The 16,961-nt window shown below is 39.7% G+C and carries 11 protein-coding genes, 2 tRNA genes and 2 rRNA genes; 8 read left to right on the top strand and 7 right to left on the bottom strand.

Translation table 11 applies throughout. From position 1 onward, the window contains the following. Positions 1 to 33 precede the first annotated feature (33 nt). From lgt to ACZ5QH_RS02660, 3 genes are all read left to right on the top strand, one after another. Positions 34 to 852 (top strand): prolipoprotein diacylglyceryl transferase, encoded by an 819-nt coding sequence (gene lgt, locus ACZ5QH_RS02670; RefSeq protein ID WP_303576678.1) that lies wholly within the window; start codon positions 34 to 36, stop codon positions 850 to 852. Between the two features lie 86 nt (positions 853 to 938). After that, positions 939 to 1,325, top strand: coding sequence for a hypothetical protein (locus ACZ5QH_RS02665; protein WP_303576677.1), 387 nt, complete (start codon positions 939 to 941; stop codon positions 1,323 to 1,325). Next, positions 1,325 to 1,696, top strand: coding sequence for a hypothetical protein (locus ACZ5QH_RS02660; protein WP_303576676.1), 372 nt, complete (start codon positions 1,325 to 1,327; stop codon positions 1,694 to 1,696). The genes ACZ5QH_RS02665 and ACZ5QH_RS02660 overlap by 1 nt, the downstream gene beginning before the upstream one ends. Positions 1,697 to 1,804: 108 nt before the next feature. Here the strand turns inward: ACZ5QH_RS02660 and ACZ5QH_RS02655 are convergent, their stop codons facing one another. Next, a complete protein-coding gene (locus tag ACZ5QH_RS02655) occupies positions 1,805 to 2,332 on the bottom strand; it encodes a CHAP domain-containing protein (RefSeq protein WP_303576675.1) in 528 nt (175 codons plus the stop codon). 407 nt (positions 2,333 to 2,739) lie between these two features. Further along, positions 2,740 to 3,537, bottom strand: coding sequence for a YwqG family protein (locus ACZ5QH_RS02650; protein WP_303576674.1), 798 nt, complete (start codon positions 3,535 to 3,537; stop codon positions 2,740 to 2,742). A 174-nt stretch (positions 3,538 to 3,711) separates the two neighbouring features. Here ACZ5QH_RS02650 and thyA point away from each other — a divergent pair, with 174 nt between their 5' ends. The 4 genes from thyA (at position 3,712) to ACZ5QH_RS02630 (ending at position 6,757) form a co-directional block, all read left to right on the top strand. After that, positions 3,712 to 4,554, top strand: a complete 843-nt coding sequence (gene thyA / locus ACZ5QH_RS02645; protein ID WP_096732948.1) for a thymidylate synthase — start codon at positions 3,712 to 3,714, stop codon at positions 4,552 to 4,554. 79 nt (positions 4,555 to 4,633) lie between these two features. Then, on the top strand, positions 4,634 to 5,146 hold the full coding sequence (locus ACZ5QH_RS02640) for a dihydrofolate reductase (protein ID WP_105713385.1): 513 nt from the start codon (positions 4,634 to 4,636) through the stop codon (positions 5,144 to 5,146). Positions 5,147 to 5,177: 31 nt separating this feature from the next. Then, positions 5,178 to 6,239, top strand: coding sequence for an Lnb N-terminal periplasmic domain-containing protein (locus ACZ5QH_RS02635; RefSeq protein ID WP_303576673.1), 1,062 nt, complete (start codon positions 5,178 to 5,180; stop codon positions 6,237 to 6,239). A 77-nt stretch (positions 6,240 to 6,316) separates the two neighbouring features. Then, complete coding sequence (locus tag ACZ5QH_RS02630; protein WP_270386413.1) at positions 6,317 to 6,757, top strand: META domain-containing protein; 441 nt, start codon at positions 6,317 to 6,319, stop codon at positions 6,755 to 6,757. Between the two features lie 343 nt (positions 6,758 to 7,100). Here the strand turns inward: ACZ5QH_RS02630 and ACZ5QH_RS02625 are convergent, their stop codons facing one another. Next, positions 7,101 to 11,438 (bottom strand): Ig-like domain-containing protein, encoded by a 4,338-nt coding sequence (locus ACZ5QH_RS02625; RefSeq protein WP_303576672.1) that lies wholly within the window; start codon positions 11,436 to 11,438, stop codon positions 7,101 to 7,103. Positions 11,439 to 11,654: 216 nt separating this feature from the next. Here ACZ5QH_RS02625 and ACZ5QH_RS02620 point away from each other — a divergent pair, with 216 nt between their 5' ends. Further along, positions 11,655 to 13,028, top strand: a complete 1,374-nt coding sequence (locus ACZ5QH_RS02620) for a dihydrolipoyl dehydrogenase (protein ID WP_303576671.1) — start codon at positions 11,655 to 11,657, stop codon at positions 13,026 to 13,028. A 145-nt stretch (positions 13,029 to 13,173) separates the two neighbouring features. Here the strand turns inward: ACZ5QH_RS02620 and rrf are convergent. The 4 genes from rrf to ACZ5QH_RS02600 all read right to left on the bottom strand — a co-directional run bounded on the left by rrf (position 13,174) and on the right by ACZ5QH_RS02600 (position 16,915). Further along, positions 13,174 to 13,288: ribosomal RNA gene (gene rrf, locus ACZ5QH_RS02615) — 5S ribosomal RNA — on the bottom strand. A gap of 202 nt (positions 13,289 to 13,490) precedes the next feature. Next, positions 13,491 to 16,381 (bottom strand): 23S ribosomal RNA (locus tag ACZ5QH_RS02610). Positions 16,382 to 16,718: 337 nt separating this feature from the next. Continuing rightward, a tRNA-Ala gene (locus ACZ5QH_RS02605) sits at positions 16,719 to 16,794 on the bottom strand. Between the two features lie 44 nt (positions 16,795 to 16,838). Next, a tRNA-Ile gene (locus tag ACZ5QH_RS02600) sits at positions 16,839 to 16,915 on the bottom strand. Positions 16,916 to 16,961: the final 46 nt, after the last annotated feature.

The raw sequence follows: 16,961 nt of genomic DNA, 5'->3' as shown, positions 1-16,961 counted from the left end.
AATCTGTGCAAAATAGAAAATCAAGGATTGGGAATGCTTACCTACCCGAATATTGACCCAATTGCGATATCACTGGGTCCACTCAACGTCCATTGGTATGGACTGATGTATCTCTTGGCATTTTTATGTGCTTGGGGACTTGCTACTTATCGCGCTAAACAACGTGCTGACTGGAACTCTGAAATGGTTTCAGATCTGGTGTTCTTTGGCGCACTGGGGGTTGTGCTCGGTGGTCGTGTAGGCTATGTTTTATTTTACGAGTTTGGCAAATTTTTAGCAGATCCTATCTGGCTATTTAAAGTCTGGACTGGCGGTATGAGTTTCCACGGGGGCTTCCTTGGTGTAATGATCGCCATGCTTTTGTGGTGCCATAAATACAAGAAAACTTGGTTTGAAACACTAGATTTCATTGCACCCTGTGTACCGACGGGCTTGATGTTTGGTCGAATTGGTAACTTCATAGGTGGTGAATTATATGGTCGCCAAGTTTCTGACCCTAACTTTGCGCTAGGTATGATCTTCCCGACTGATCCACTACATTTGGTTCGTCATCCATCTCAGCTCTATCAAGCGCTGTGTGAAGGGTTGCTGCTGTTCCTTATTCTATGGTTCTATAGTGCTAAACCACGCCCACGTTATGCCATATCTGCGATCTTTCTAATGGGTTATGGCTGCGCTCGATTCTTTATGGAGTTCTTCCGTGAACCTGATGCAGATCAAGGTTATATCCTGTTTGGCTGGATGACCAAAGGTCAAATCCTCTCATTCCCAATGATTCTGATTGGGTTATGGTTGATTTGGTATGCCTACCAAAAGAAAATTTTTGACTGGGGTCCACAAAAAAATACTTAAGCCTTATGGGCTAAGTTTAAAAAGGTGAAGCTAAGCTTCACCTTTTTTATGCTAAATTATCATTATTCAATTTAAACGAAATCACTATGCTTGAATTTTGGTTTGATCCTAAAGTCTCGGTTGCAAAGAAGCTCATTTTCCTTATTTTATTGGCACTGGTCACTATTGGACTATATTGGTACCAGCCTCTAACCCCTGATAATATTTTACTTTTTGCAGGTACAGGTATTATTTTTCTGATTTGTCGTTACTGTAAGGTTCATTTTGCAGCCCAACACCCAACAGGATTTCTTTATCGTTTATTGACCTGGATTCCACTGGCTTTAGTTTTGGCATTGGTTTTTAAAAACATGAACAATGGTGAAATTTTAATCCCAGGCGCTCAAGGTATTGGTTTTATGGCCCTAGCGGTTTGTATTTTTTCACCACTCTCCCTACTCAATAAAAACTCATCTGAACAAGCGTCTAAATAATGTTAGATTTTTGGTATTCAGTGCGCTGTAGCCGTGAAATGAAAGTGATCATCTCAATCTTAACCTGTGTGATAATTTATTATTGCGCCACGATTGAGAAGTTAAGTCCAACGTTTACCGTGATATGTTTAGCAATTGGAATCTCTACGCATTTATTAAGAATGCTGGGGCTAAAAATTGCTCAACATAATATCTATGCTCAAGGTTTTAAAATTTTATTTTCAATCTACCCATTGCTTGCACTTATGCTTTTAATGGCTTTTTTACCCGCACAACATAAAATATTGACCTCGATTCAAGCGGTTGGCTTTGCTGCATTGGGTCTATTTATCATGTCAATTTATCAAAATCGCGCAAAACGTTTTGACTAAAGGTGTTGTAGTAAAAAAGCATAGTAATAAAAAAGGAAGCCTTTCATTCCAAAAGCTTCCTTTTTTATCTTTTAATCCGTAATGGATTAAATGCTTTTGACTGTGTAACTAAGCAGCTAGACGATAATATTCATAGGTTACATTTGGGTCTTTATACACATCGTAACTACGTTGTCTAAAATCAGAAATCCATTGAGAGCCTGTAAATCCAGCAATATGACCATAACGATGGCGACTAGTACTGTTGATGATATAAATATCACCTTCTTGAGGATTATCGAAGTCAGGACGGATTTGCTTATAACCAATCTCAGTTAAAGTCGAACCCCAATCTGAAGCGGCAACAGGATGATCAGAAAAACGCGCACCGGCTGATTCAAGCGCTATACGCACATATCTTGCACAACGATGTGCAGTAGTACTACGTGACATACTGACAAGTTTTTCAGTAAATTTGCTAATATCGATTAAGCTTTCTTTCTTAAATGCTTCAGTTTGATTTTTAAAAGTTTCAAATGCTTTATTTTTTAAGTATTCATCTGGTCGAAAATTATTATTTTGATTTTCCGATCGAATCTGAATATGAACCGTGGGATTCACGTATTCATTCATATTAACATTGTGGTCGTAAATCATGCATTGTCCTCAAACTGCCCTTTTGAATTGATTCAAACCACCTTGTTTAAACCAATAACAACTTTTCACAAGCCATGAATAGTAATCAGCAATTCTTAAAATGTAGACTTAAAACATGTAAAAAAATATGTAAGTGTTAATAAATCTCATTTGTAACGCCTCAAGCTACTGAAACTGCTGACATTACACAATTCATCATCTGGGTTTGTTTGTTTAAAAATTAATCAATAAAAGTTTGCTCGGCCGTATCATTAAAATATTTTCTTAATCTAATCAACACATTAAACTGTCAATTGAGTCACACTTTTGTTTTATGAATTCAGCAAAATCGTATACCAACGAAAGATTTTTTCAATAAAAAGCTGACGTTATCAACATCAGCTTTTTAGAGATTATGCCGTCGGTGCTTAATAACAATCCCAGTTATACACCACTTTAGAGAAATCTCTTTTTTCAAGATCATCAGGATGAATAAAGAAGTTCCCTACACCTGAGTCGCCCCACATGATCTCAATACCTTCAGCTTCACCTGTATCAATCTGCAACAGCAAAATATAATCTTGAATAGATTCATTGTATTCACGCGGATCAGATTGAGTAAAAAATGGATATCCCCCTAAACGATGACCGCTTGCAGAAAAAACTTCACTGTACTCATCACAAAACTCTTCCTCATCTTCTCTTTCATAAGGGTCTGTGACTTTTTGAGCAAAATCAAAATTATTCATATCAATATAGCTTTCTGCCTTCTCAAACTGAATCGCAGACTGTCCTGCAATAGGACTATAAATATCGTCCTCAGCAAAACTTGGAAAATCGCTTTGTAAAAGTGCAAGATCTTGCTCAATCTTGTCATAAAAAACCACGCGAAAGCCATCTTGCTTTTTTTGATCATCAAAATTGAGACCATATAAATCATCATGCGGATTGATAAAAAACTGTAAAATTCCAGACTTTGGATAATGTTGATTTTCTGGCACTTCTGCAAAATTGATCTGCGCCAATAATTGTAGGTCATCCCCCTCCGCACTCTGCGGATATTGCTTTCCTACAGGTAAATAAGGATTTCCACCCACTTTGCTTTGCCAAATCTGTAAATTTTCAGTCGGCACTAATGATATTTCTATACTGTCTTTTTTTGTCGCAATAATTTGCGTTTTATATGGCTGTAAACATGCTGGGAGCTCATTCAAATTTATACTCATTTTCAAATACTCTTAGTTTTAGCTGTTAGATGGATGCAAAACAGAAAATAATCTAGCTTAAAAAGAAACTCAGATTAGTATAAACTCTGAAGCTATTCAGAAACATTACGAATGGGTAATCATGCGACATAATCTGTCATTTATGTCGTATAGACGCCCCAAATTGGACACTATATGAAAGCGTATTTAGACCTTCTACAACATATCCTAGACGATGGCGGTGACAAAGGTGATCGTACTGGTACAGGTACTCGTTCTGTATTTGGTCATCAAATGCGTTTTGACTTGTCAAAAGGGTTTCCGCTACTAACCACTAAAAAAGTTCATTTCCGTTCAATTGTGATTGAACTGCTGTGGTTCCTAAAAGGCGACACCAACGTTCAATATCTTAAAGACAATAAAGTTTCGATTTGGGATGAATGGTCTACCGCTGAGCAGACTGCCCGTTTTGGACGCCCTGAAGGGGAATTGGGCCCAGTCTATGGTCATCAATGGCGTAACTTTGGCGCAACGCAAAAAGACAATGGTTTGTTTGAAAATGATGGTTTTGACCAAATCAGTTGGTTGGTCAATGAAATCAAGACCAATCCAAACTCACGTCGTTTGATTGTGTCTGGCTGGAACCCAAATGAAGCAGGTAAAGTTGCCTTACCGCCATGCCACACTTTATTCCAATTTTTTGTTCAGGATGGAAAGTTGTCTTGCCAACTTTATCAACGTAGTGCAGATGTTTTCTTAGGGGTGCCATTTAATATTGCCAGCTATGCTCTACTGACTCATATGGTTGCTCAAGTTTGTGGTTTAGGCGTAGGTGATTTTGTCTGGACTGGCGGTGATACACATTTATATGTTAACCATTTTGAACAAGCAAAACTTCAGTTAACACGTGCCCCCTTACCATTGTGTCAACTCAAGTTAAATCCTGAAATTAAGGATATTTTTGACTTTAAATTTGAAGATATTGAAATTACAGGTTATGAGTCACATCCTGCAATTAAAGCACCTGTAGCTGTTTAAATATTTTAATTCAGTCTTTCCTTATTCCCTCCTTGCAATAGGAGGGAAAATTTTCCAATGGATAATAAGCGAATTCATTATGACATTTAAAAACTTTGAAATTGTGCATGTCGTTGCAATGGATCAACAACGCTGCATTGGTAAAGCGAACGATCTTCCATGGCATATTTCAGCAGACCTTAAGCACTTCAAAGAAATCACCCAAGGTGGTGTTGTGGTGATGGGACGTAAAACGCTTGAATCGATGGGACGTGCATTACCTAAACGTGTCAATTGGGTAATTACCCGTGATCAGGATTGGAGTTTTGCTGGGGTTAAAACGGCCCATAGTATAGATGCTGCTTTGGAACAAGCGATTCCTGATGTATTGGCATCAGAAAAACCTGCCAGTATCTTTATCATTGGTGGTGGTGAAATTTTTAAACAAACCATGCACATTGCCGATCGTTTAGAGCTCACCCACATTGAGCTCGATGTACAAGGTGATGCGTATTATCCTGAAATTCCAACGGAATTTAAAAAAGTTGCGAGCGAGTCACATGTTGATGACAAAACAGCTATTGCTTTTGAGTTTGCAACATACCGAAAATAGCACTGAACTTTATGAATAAAAATAGTGGCTTATGGATAGCTTAAAAGCAAGATCAATACTGCATACACTTGGAATGGGGATAATCCATTCCTTGTTTAGCTTATTTGTGGTATTGAGCAGCCTGTGGTTTTGTTTCGCGATTTGGATTCAACACCCCTTAGGAAAGATTTTCAGTTATATCATCATCCCTATTTGGATTATTTTTGCACTGAGTATTCTTGGGATCTATTTTACTAAAAATATATTTAGCCGAAAAACGGACAGTCTGATCTATATCATCGCCTTTATTATCAGCTTAGTCTGGTACTTTAATATTCCTGCACAGCAAGATCGTCAATGGAGTCCAGAAGTTTCCAGAATTTTTACTTACGAGCAGCAAGGTAATCTTGTCACGATTCATAATGTCCGCAACTTTAATTGGCACTCCCCTGATCAATATGACGAACGCTGGGAAACCAGAAGCTACAACTTAGATGAGATTACAGGCGTCAATATCATCACTTCTTATTGGATGGGGCCACAGATTGCCCATACCTTGGTTAGCTTTGATTTTTTAAATCAGCGCCCACTCGTTTTTTCTATTGAAATTCGGAAAGAAAAAAATGAAAACTTTTCTGCAATTGGTGGGTTTTTTAGACAGTTTGAGCTAAGTCTAATCGCTGCAGATGAAAAAGATATTGTTTATACACGGAGTAATATTCGAGGTGAGCAGGTTTATTTTTTCCCGATTCAACTACCAAAAGCAGAAACCAAAGCATTATTTGAAGAGTATCTTTTGAAATCTTCCGCTTTGGCAGAACATCCAAAGTGGTACAACACCCTAACCAGTAACTGTACAACTTTGGTTTTTGATATGGTTCAGGCGATTTCCCCTGAAAAATTACCAACAGATTATCGCTTGTTGGCTTCAGGTTATTTACCCAATTATCTTTATGATTTGGGTGCATTAAATCATCAATGGTCAATCAAAGAATGGTATAAAAAAGCACATATCAATCCAAGAACAGCTGAATATGCTCAGTTTAAATATCAAAATAGCGATAACTTTTCTAAAGTGATTCGTTTTGGTTTACCTGATGAACATGCTCAATAATGTATAGCTTTAGTCAGCTCGTCTTTATGGTTTAACTCAATTTTGTTTATATAATCATTAAAATTAGGAGAATACGCATGTTTAAATCCATACTCGCAACCACATTCATCACAGCAACGCTCTTGTTTTCTGGATGTGCATCTACACCAAGCGCCGATCAACAAAGCCAAAATTTAAGTTTGTTGCAAAACAAAAATTGGACACTTACGCATATTGGTGCAACAGAATATAAAGCAACGTCAAATGCTCACAACGTACCAAGTATTCAATTTGGTTCAGATTTACGGGTAAGTGGTGCAGATGGCTGTAATCGTATTATGGGTGCCTATGCGATCAAAGGACAACACTTAACCTTAGGGCAACTCGGCTCTACTCGCATGTATTGTCAAGATACTATGAAACTCGCGGCTGACTATACTGAAGCACTCAATAAGGTGAAAGGTTATCAAGTCTATGACAAAACGTTAAAGTTAGTTGATCAATATGGTAATCGTGTTTTGCAATTTACAACGCCATAACATCACCGAATCAGTTATTTATATACACAGTTTAAAAGCTTAAAACGTTAGGCTTTTAAACACCTCCAATTATAAAATCCAATACCAACAATTAAATTGAATAAAAATTTTAACTCTATCAATGAAAGACAATAATTTTACTACACACGCTGTCTTATCAATGGGATTAGAATAACAACAACTTAAAATTTGGATATTTCTATGAAAGTTATTGGCCTTATCTTGATCTCTTGTCTACTTCTATCTGCATGTAGTTCAATGAATGTAAGACCTACGGTTGGGGTAAGTATGGGAACATCTGTTAAATAAAAAAACAGCGCCGAAGCGCTGTTTTTTGATTCAATTATTTACAATAATCAATAATTCCATAAGGGCTTTTATTATTGATCGATGGTGTGTATGACCAATCAACCTTATCAAAATCATTTGTTACAGTAGGTAACATCACTGTGCGATAACCATGTACAGGATAATTTGACAATGATGTTTTAGCACCCACTTGGACTTTTAACCAACTTGCATATGCTTTTGGATAACGTAATTCAAAATCAAATTTACCTTCTTTGTCTGTCGTATAGGTTGCTGTATATGGATTAGATTCGCTAGCACCTATGAAACGGACAGCATTTAAAGTTTCCAATACAGCAAGCCCATCTCTATCTTTTTCGCCCGTAATCGTTACATTACGATCATCATACGGTGTAGACGGATCATCGTTATCAGGGACTGCACAAGACAAAGGCAAAGATGCTGGTGGTAAATATTGAGCCCATGATTTTTCTTTAGTTACCGGATTTTCAACTACAGTCCATGCACCTCGCGTAAATTCAACTGCTCGAATATCCATAGTAACATTTTGATTTGCCACAGGACGACCATCTAAATCTACAAGCTGAACAGAAGCACTCCAGTTATAGTAAGTGCCTGTTTGATCATCAACACCAACATGATTTGGATTCATAACAACCGTAATTGACCCTTGAGTCACAGGTATTTCAGCATTAATCACATCAACTAAATAGCTTTGTCGACGTTCAGTTGCATTTGAATCTTTTACCAATGCTTCAACAATTAAATCATCACTAACAAATTGTGCTGCATCATAACCATTCGTACGAAGGCTCTCATCAACAACGACTGTAAATTTAACCCATCCATTTTCATCACTGGTAAGTGTAGATGCTCCACGAATATACGCACCATTCTTTTGATAATTTGGAATAGTTAACGTTACAGCTTTACCTGGCTGACTAGATCCATTGATATCCGTAACTAATACAGATACATCCACAGCATCACCTCTAACATGCAATTTGTCTTTAGAAGCTTTTAATTTTAAATCTAGCTGAGGAATTAATGCAGTTGGCGTATGCACTCCAATCTGAGAAATTTGCTGTGCTTTTGCACCTTGTGTATTTGTATGCGTCGCAATTAATTGTATTGAACTTAAATCTAAAGAATTAGAGGCTTTCATATCAATTGAAAAAACAGCTTCCCCATATTGATTTGTGACGATTTGTGACGCACCTTTAATCGTTGTACTATTCCTTGAATCAACAATTGCTAAGTTTACAGGTTGATTTTGAATACCACCTTGATTTGCATCTAATAATTTCACTGTTACTAAAGCAGTATCACCAGCTAAGCTCAGCGAAGCTCTATTACTATCTATCGAGAGGTGATAATCATTTACGACATCTTGAACTTCCAACTCTAAGGTCGTTTTTATCTCTGCACCATTCGGATTATTAATCGAACCAATAACTGAAATTTTACTTAACTGCGCTGTTGTTAAACCATTAGGGATATTGAGTTCAACCGTTACGTTCCCAGTAGAAGAAACCAATATGCTGTCTGCATTTAATGTAACACCTGCTGCAACTGCCTCAGGGTTTAAGCTAAGCCTCATCGGCGTACCCGTAGTATAAGCTCCTGCTTCATCTTTTACTGAAGCATAAATCTTGATTTTATCATTCGCTTTAGCGTATTTAGTATCTGTAGTTAGACGAGGATTCAAAGCATTGGCTGGAACAGCAACCTGAATCGAACCCGTCTGCTGAATACGATCACCATTATTACGATTTGTACCCACAACAGCAAACGTGATGCCATTCTTGATTAAGCTCGCATCATAAGCACCTTCAGCAACTCTAATGGTAAATTCAGCTTCACCCTTACTATTTGTTGTTAAATTGGAGTCTGACAATGAAACTCGAGAACCCGCTAAACTTGATAATGCAATCGCGACAGATGTATTTGGAATAATTGTTCCATTCTCATCTTTAGCAATTACTTTAACACGGACTTCTCCACCCAATACAGAAACGGTTTGAACATCATAGCTCAGACTTAACGCAGCCAAATCTGGAATGATAACCACAGGTTGAGAGATCTCAACTTTACGTGTAACGCTATAAGCAGAGCCATCGGTACGTACTCCTTTTACAGCCACGGTAAGGCCATTTGCAACCAAGTTTGCCAACTCACTTGTGTTATTGGCTTTCACCTTAATCTTAAACGTTGCTTGACCTTGGGCATTCGTTGTAAGTGTTGCCGCCGTAGCGAGGCTCGCTCCATTACTTGTCGCTGCATCATTTAGCCCGATAGACACTTTTTGATTCGCCAGCGCCTTACCATCTGTACCCAACGCATTAACGGTTACATCGAAGGTTTGTTCGTTATTTGCGGTTAAAATGAGGCTACCCAACATATCAATATTCAAGTGATCTAAATCAATTTCACCTTGAGCTGTTGGTGCTTTGAAATTGAGATTGACTGTACTTGCCGCGCCAACTCCATTGGTTGGTTTAGCAATGAGTCCTAAACCATTCTCAACTAATGCTTTTTGGGTTGGACTTCCGCTTGCTTTATACTGATAGGTAAATGTTGCATAACCTGTCGCATCCGTAAGTGCATCCGCAGAACTGGATAGACTTAATCCTAGGCTTTGCAACTCTGAAACTGAATATGCTTTTGAAAATCCTAAATTAACAGTCTCTCCTTTTAATGCACTACCTTTTACACCTGTAGCTTTCACTTTGACTACAATGGTTTGATCCTTAGTGTAGTCATATGCCACATTAATCGGGTCTATTGCAAGATAACTTAATGCTTCCTCTGACTTCGCTTCATCTTCTACTGTAATCTTAATGCTGTTTGTTACATTATTATCGGTGGTAAATGTTGCAGTAATACCTGCCGCAACTAAAGCTTCAACAGCTGCCGGCGTTTTAGCATTGGTTTTTAAGGTGTAAGTGACATAACCTGTTTTAAATTCCTGTTCTGCACTTCCATCAAAAGTAACACCATTAGAATTCGCTTCAGCATTTAGGCTCAGTTTAACCTTACCTTGAGTCGCGGCTTCACCTTTATTATTAATTCCTTTGACTGTAATGGTAATCGAATCATTTTTTGCATTAATCTGATACGAAGATGCAATTTCAAGACGTTGAAGTGCCTGCTGGTTTGATGCTCCAGTATCAGCGGTTGTCACTTTAACTGTTGCTGTTGCAAAAATATCTGCGGAATCACTATAGGTCGCTTTTAAGTTAATTCCTTGTTGAGATAAGGCAATCGGATACGATGATGCAGATTTAAGGGTAAATACTGCATAGCCTTTCGCATCAGTTGTCACTTCTGCCTGATCAATCGTGACACCATATACAGCACTACTATCTGTAAAAGATAATTTTACTTTTTTATTGGTTAAAAGATTACCATCACTATTTTTTGCAACAACAGTAACTTGCGTCGTTCCACCTTGTGCAACGATAGGGCTATCTTGAGTAACAATTTCTAATTTTTGAACAATTTGAGAAACATCTTTAAAAGTAATTGATGCTTTTGCTTGGCTCTCAGCTTTAAACTCATCTACTAATTTAAAATCTAAACTTGACGAGGTTAATACAAGTTGAGCAATGTCAGCTGCCGTTAAATCACTATTCGCAGTAATATTAAAAGTTGCTTTGCCTAGCTCATCTGTTTTTAAGGTAGAACCATTTGTAATCGAAAATTTACCTTGCATTTCAGCAGGTAAAGCTAAAGATACAGATTGATTCGCTTTTACACCACCATTTTTATCTGTGACTTGGGCAGTAATAGAAGCTGAACCTTTTGGTAAATTAAGCACAACTCCCTGTTGGATTTTAAGATTATATTCACTTTGAATCGTGCTTGTTTTTTTAATATTAAGGGTATAAACCTGTTTAATTGTTGTTCCAAATACAGTTGCAGTCAGCTGTACTTTTCCAGAATTTGCATTCAGTGTAGGAATATTTAATTCAAATACCGCAACACCATCATCACCAGTCGTTACCTGAGAACTCTTACTTGTTACACCTAATTTTTCACTATCTGCAATCGATAAATTTACCAGTTTAGCAGCAACACCACCTTTATCACTGTTCAAGGCTTGAACTGAAATTAAGACTTTAGAATTGTCATAAGCAACATCAATTGGTTTAGCTTCAGCATCTTGTAGCGAAAGCCCCAAACTTTCTACAACTTTTTTAGTATCCGTGGTTGAACCATTACCACCATTTCCTGTACCTGTTCCACCATTATTCTTATCATCCCCATAATATCCACCACCTCCACCGCCGCCACACGCCACTAAAGCTAATGAGGACGCCAGAACTGTTGCTTTAACCCCTAATTCTTTAAATTTTGTTAAGTAAATCATAATTTCATCCATTGTATTTAGTATAAGTTTTGCCCTAAAAATACTTTTATGGCTTTTACACGAAATGTACTCAAATCTACAAAACTTTTCAATCTAATACTTGTGATATATTGAAAAAATATAATTTGACGACACTCTTTATATGAATATTTTTTATAAATTGCTATTAAATCTTTAATTGATATTTCTTGCAATATAATTAAATGAGGAGAAGATATGTACGACATCATCATCATTGGCGCAGGAACAGCGGGTATTAGTGCATATAAAGAAGCAATCAAATATACATCTAACATACTGATTATCAACAAAGGTCCATGGGATACAACCTGTGTCCGTGTTGGCTGTATGCCAAGTAAAGTTCTCATTTCAACTGCAAATCGGATGTATGACATTCAAAATTCCAAAGAAGTCGCTTTAGAAGTAAAAGCAGAGATCGATACACGTCAAGTTATGCAACATGTCAGAAATTTACGTGACCGCTTTGCTCGTGCGACGCTAAAAGATGTAGAAAGTTGGGAAACTGCACATAAAATTGATGGCGAAGCTAAATTTGTAAATGCAAATACGGTTGAGGTCGATGGAAAACATTATCAATCTAAATCATTTATTCTTGCTGTAGGTTCAACACCGACCTATAACCAAGATTGGAAAAATAAAATAGGCAATAAACTGATTACTTCAGATGAAGTATTTGAGCTTGAGACATTGCCTAAGTCTATTGCCGTGATCGGGAGTGGTGTGATTGCAATCGAATTAGCTCAAGCGATGCACCGCTTAGGCGTAAATACGACTGTTTTTGCAAGAAGCAAAAAAGTGGGGGTACTTAGTAGCCCTAATTTACAAGAAATCGCACAAGCAGAGTTATCCAAAGAACTTAATATTAAATTTGAAGTTTTACCTGATTCAATCCAAGATATTAAAAATGGTGTTGAAATATCATTTATCGAAAATAATGAATCTAAAGCCATACAGGTTGACTATATTTTAAATGCGACTGGTCGTGTTACACACTTATTAACCTTGTCCCTCGAAAACATTGATCAGTCATTCTCAGATTTAAAACAATTACCAGTTCATCCCACCACTAAACAACTGGCTGATTTTCCAATATTTATTATTGGCGATGCTTTTACCCAAACGCCTTTACAACATGAGGCTGCAAATGAAGGAAGAAATGTCGTTTCAAGTTGTTTAAATTTTCCCAATATACACAACTTAAATAACCTATCCCCTTTAGGTATCGTGTTCTGTAGTCCAGAAATGGGGATTGCTGGGCAAAACTTTGCCACGTTGTCAAAATCAGACACAACATTTGTTACAGGTTTTGCTTCTTATGAAAAGCAAGGTCGTGCATTGGTTTTAGGTAAAAATAGAGGTGCTATTGAAGTTTATGTAGATCAGCAAAGTAGAAAACTCTTAGGGGCTGAACTTTTTGTTGAGTCTGCTGAACATATGACCCACCTACTCTCTTGGATCATTGCAGAACAACTGACAATTGATGAGATATTAGCAAAACCTTTTTATCATCCAACCTTGGAAGAAGGCTTAAGAACTGCATTAAAACATGCCCGAAGACAGCTTAAATAACGTTTTTACCTATCAAATTAAGCTCTATTTTAAAGAATAGAGCTTTTATATTTCCTTTCGCAGATTTCTTTTCATTTCGATAATCAACATCACGCATAAAAAAACACCCCGCTCTCGCTAGAGATCGGGGTGCTTTAGATTTAAAAGCTGGCGATGACTTACTCTCACATGGGTAACCCCACACTACCATCAGCGCTAAGAGGTTTCACTTCTGAGTTCGGGAAGGGATCAGGTGGTTCACTCTTGCTATTGTCGCCAGCAAACTGTTATGGACTTGTTCGGGTCTTATTTAAATGCCTTACTTCGTACCAAATCTTGCGCTCGGGCAAAGCGTTGCTTTGCTTACCCTCGCTCAAACAGAACATTTGAGTTGAATAGTTTAACTAGCTTTACAACTAAATCAAGTATGTTTGATCTTTTATGAATCAAATGATGCTTCATATACAACTGCTTGGGTGTTGTATAGTCAAGCCTCACGAGCAATTAGTATTGGTCAGCTTCATGCGTCACCGCACTTCCACATCCAACCTATCAACGTCGTAGTCTTCAACGGCTCTTTAGAGGACATAAAGTCCTAGGGAAATCTTATCTTGAGGTAGGCTTCCCGCTTAGATGCTTTCAGCGGTTATCCCTTCCGAACATAGCTACCCGGCGATGCGACTGGCGTCACAACCGGTACACCAGAGGTTCGTCCACTCTGGTCCTCTCGTACTAGGAGCAGATCCTCTCAAATTTCCAACGCCCACGGTAGATAGGGACCGAACTGTCTCACGACGTTCTAAACCCAGCTCGCGTACCTCTTTAAATGGCGAACAGCCATACCCTTGGGACCTGCTTCAGCCCCAGGATGAGATGAGCCGACATCGAGGTGCCAAACACCGCCGTCGATATGAACTCTTGGGCGGTATCAGCCTGTTATCCCCAGAGTACCTTTTATCCGTTGAGCGATGGCCCTTCCATACAGAACCACCGGATCACTAAGACCTACTTTCGTACCTGCTCGACTTGTGGGTCTCGCAGTTAAGCGCGCTTTTGCCTTTATACTCTACGCGTGATTTCCGACCACGCTGAGCGCACCTTCGTACTCCTCCGTTACTCTTTAGGAGGAGACCGCCCCAGTCAAACTACCCACCAGACATGGTCCTCGTCCCGGATAACGGGACAGAGTTAGAACCTCAATATTACCAGGGTGGTATTTCAAGGATGGCTCCATAGCAACTGGCGTCACTACTTCAAAGCCTCCCACCTATCCTACACAAGTAAGATCAAAGTTCAATGTCAAGCTGCAGTAAAGGTTCACGGGGTCTTTCCGTCTAGCCGCGGGTACACCGCATCTTCACGGCGATTTCGATTTCACTGAGCCTCTGCTGGAGACAGCGCCCCCATCATTATGCCATTCGTGCAGGTCGGAACTTACCCGACAAGGAATTTCGCTACCTTAGGACCGTTATAGTTACGGCCGCCGTTTACTGGGGCTTCGATCAAGAGCTTCGCTTACGCTAACCCCATCAATTAACCTTCCAGCACCGGGCAGGCATCACACCCTATACGTCCACTTTCGTGTTTGCAGAGTGCTATGTTTTTAATAAACAGTTGCAGGGGCCTGGTTTCTGTGGCTGCCAATAGCTCAAGGAGCAAGTCCTATCACCGTCAGCAGCGTACCTTCTCCCGAAGTTACGGTACCATTTTGCCTAGTTCCTTCAGCAGAGTTCTCTCAAGCGCTTTGGTCTACTCGACCTGACCACCTGTGTCGGTTTAGGGTACGATTCCTGTGTAACTGAAGCTTAGAGACTTTTCCTGGAAGCATAGTATCAGCCACTTCGCTAGTAAACTAGCTTGCTATCAGCTCTCAGCATAGAGCACCCCGGATTTGCCTAAGATGCATGCCTACTGCCTTTCACCTGGACAACCAACGCCAGGCTGACTTAACTTTCTCCGTCCTCTCATCGCATTACACAGAAGTATTGGAATATTAACCAATTTCCCATCGACTACGCCTCTCGGCCTCGCCTTAGGGGTCGACTCACCCAGCCCCGATTAACGTTGGACTGGAACCCTTGGTCTTTCAGCGAACGGGTTTTTCACCCGTTTTGTCGTTACTCACGTCAGCATTCGCACTTCTGATACCTCCAGCATACTTCTCAATACACCTTCATCGGCTTACAGAACGCTCCCCTACCACGTATACATAGTATACATCCGCAGCTTCGGCATATAGTTTTAGCCCCGTTACATCTTCCGCGCAGGCCGACTCGACTAGTGAGCTATTACGCTTTCTTTAAAGGGTGGCTGCTTCTAAGCCAACCTCCTAGCTGTCTATGCCTTCCCACATCGTTTCCCACTTAACTATAATTTGGGGGCCTTAGCTGGCGGTCTGGATTGTTTTCCTCTTGACTACGGACGTTAGCACCCGCAGTCTGTCTCCCGGATAGTACTCATAGGTATTCGGAGTTTGCATCGGTTTGGTAAGTCGGGATGACCCCCTAGCCGAAACAGTGCTCTACCCCCTATGGTATTCGTCCGAGGCGCTACCTAAATAGCTTTCGGGGAGAACCAGCTATCACCGAGTTTGATTAGCCTTTCACCCCTATCCACAAGTCATCCCCTGGCTTTTCAACGACAGTGGGTTCGGTCCTCCAGTTAGTGTTACCCAACCTTCAACCTGCTCATGGATAGATCACCCGGTTTCGGGTCTATACCCAGCAACTAAACGCCCTATTAAGACTCGATTTCTCTACGGCTCCCCTATACGGTTAACCTTGCTACTGAATATAAGTCGCTGACCCATTATACAAAAGGTACGCAGTCACCAAACAAGTTGGCTCCCACTGCTTGTATGCATGCGGTTTCAGGATCTATTTCACTCCCCTCACAGGGGTTCTTTTCGCCTTTCCCTCACGGTACTGGTTCACTATCGGTCAGTCAGGAGTATTTAGCCTTGGAGGATGGTCCCCCCATATTCAGACAAGGTTTCACGTGCCTCGCCCTACTCGTCATCATTATATGTGCCCTTTCGTGTACGGGACTATCACCCTCTACGGTAGCACTTCCCAGAGCTTTCCGCTAAAACACATATAACTTAATGGGCTGATCCCCGTTCGCTCGCCGCTACTGAGGGAATCTCAATTGATTTCTTTTCCTAAGGGTACTGAGATGTTTCACTTCCCCTCGTTCGCCTCGCATGACTATGTATTCATCATGCGATACCTACCTTATGGTAAGTGGGTTTCCCCATTCAGAAATCTCCGGATCACAGGATATTTGCCGCCTCCCCGAAGCTTATCGCAGGCTATTACGTCTTTCATCGCCTCTGACTGCCAAGGCATCCACCACATGCACTTAATTACTTGACTATACAACCCCAAACAGTCGTTAATCCCTACAAGGAGGATCAACAATGTGAACTTAATCACTTCTATTTGTTGCCTGTGAACTTAATCACCATACAGCTTCAATTTAATTCATATACCAAAACGCTTGATTCAGTTTTATCGCTAGTGCTCATTTCACTCAACATTAACAATTACTTGCTAACATCAACTAAAACGAGTTTAAACAATTATTTCAACTCAAATATATTCTGTTAATGATTCACTACCGCCTCGTCAGCGAGTAGTTAACTGTGATAAATCACAGAACTTAATAAGCTATCGGCTTACTAAGTTCTGTAATCACTTAGTCTTTAATTAGTGGTGGAGACTAACGGAGTCGAACCGTTGACCTCCTGCGTGCAAAGCAGGCGCTCTACCAACTAAGCTAAGTCCCCAGCTTAAGATCTTAATATATCTGCTCTTCTGTGTTCAGTAGACTTGGTGGGTCTGACAAGACTTGAACTTGTGACCCCACGCTTATCAAGCGTGTGCTCTAACCAACTGAGCTACAGACCCTCAGATACATCAATGAAGAACAACTTGTTGTGGATTCTTACCAATC

This window comes from Acinetobacter sp. Ac8, from assembly GCF_055392545.1.
The sequence above is the reverse complement of the archived record's forward strand: the minus strand, read 5'-3'. Positions and strand labels throughout refer to the sequence as shown.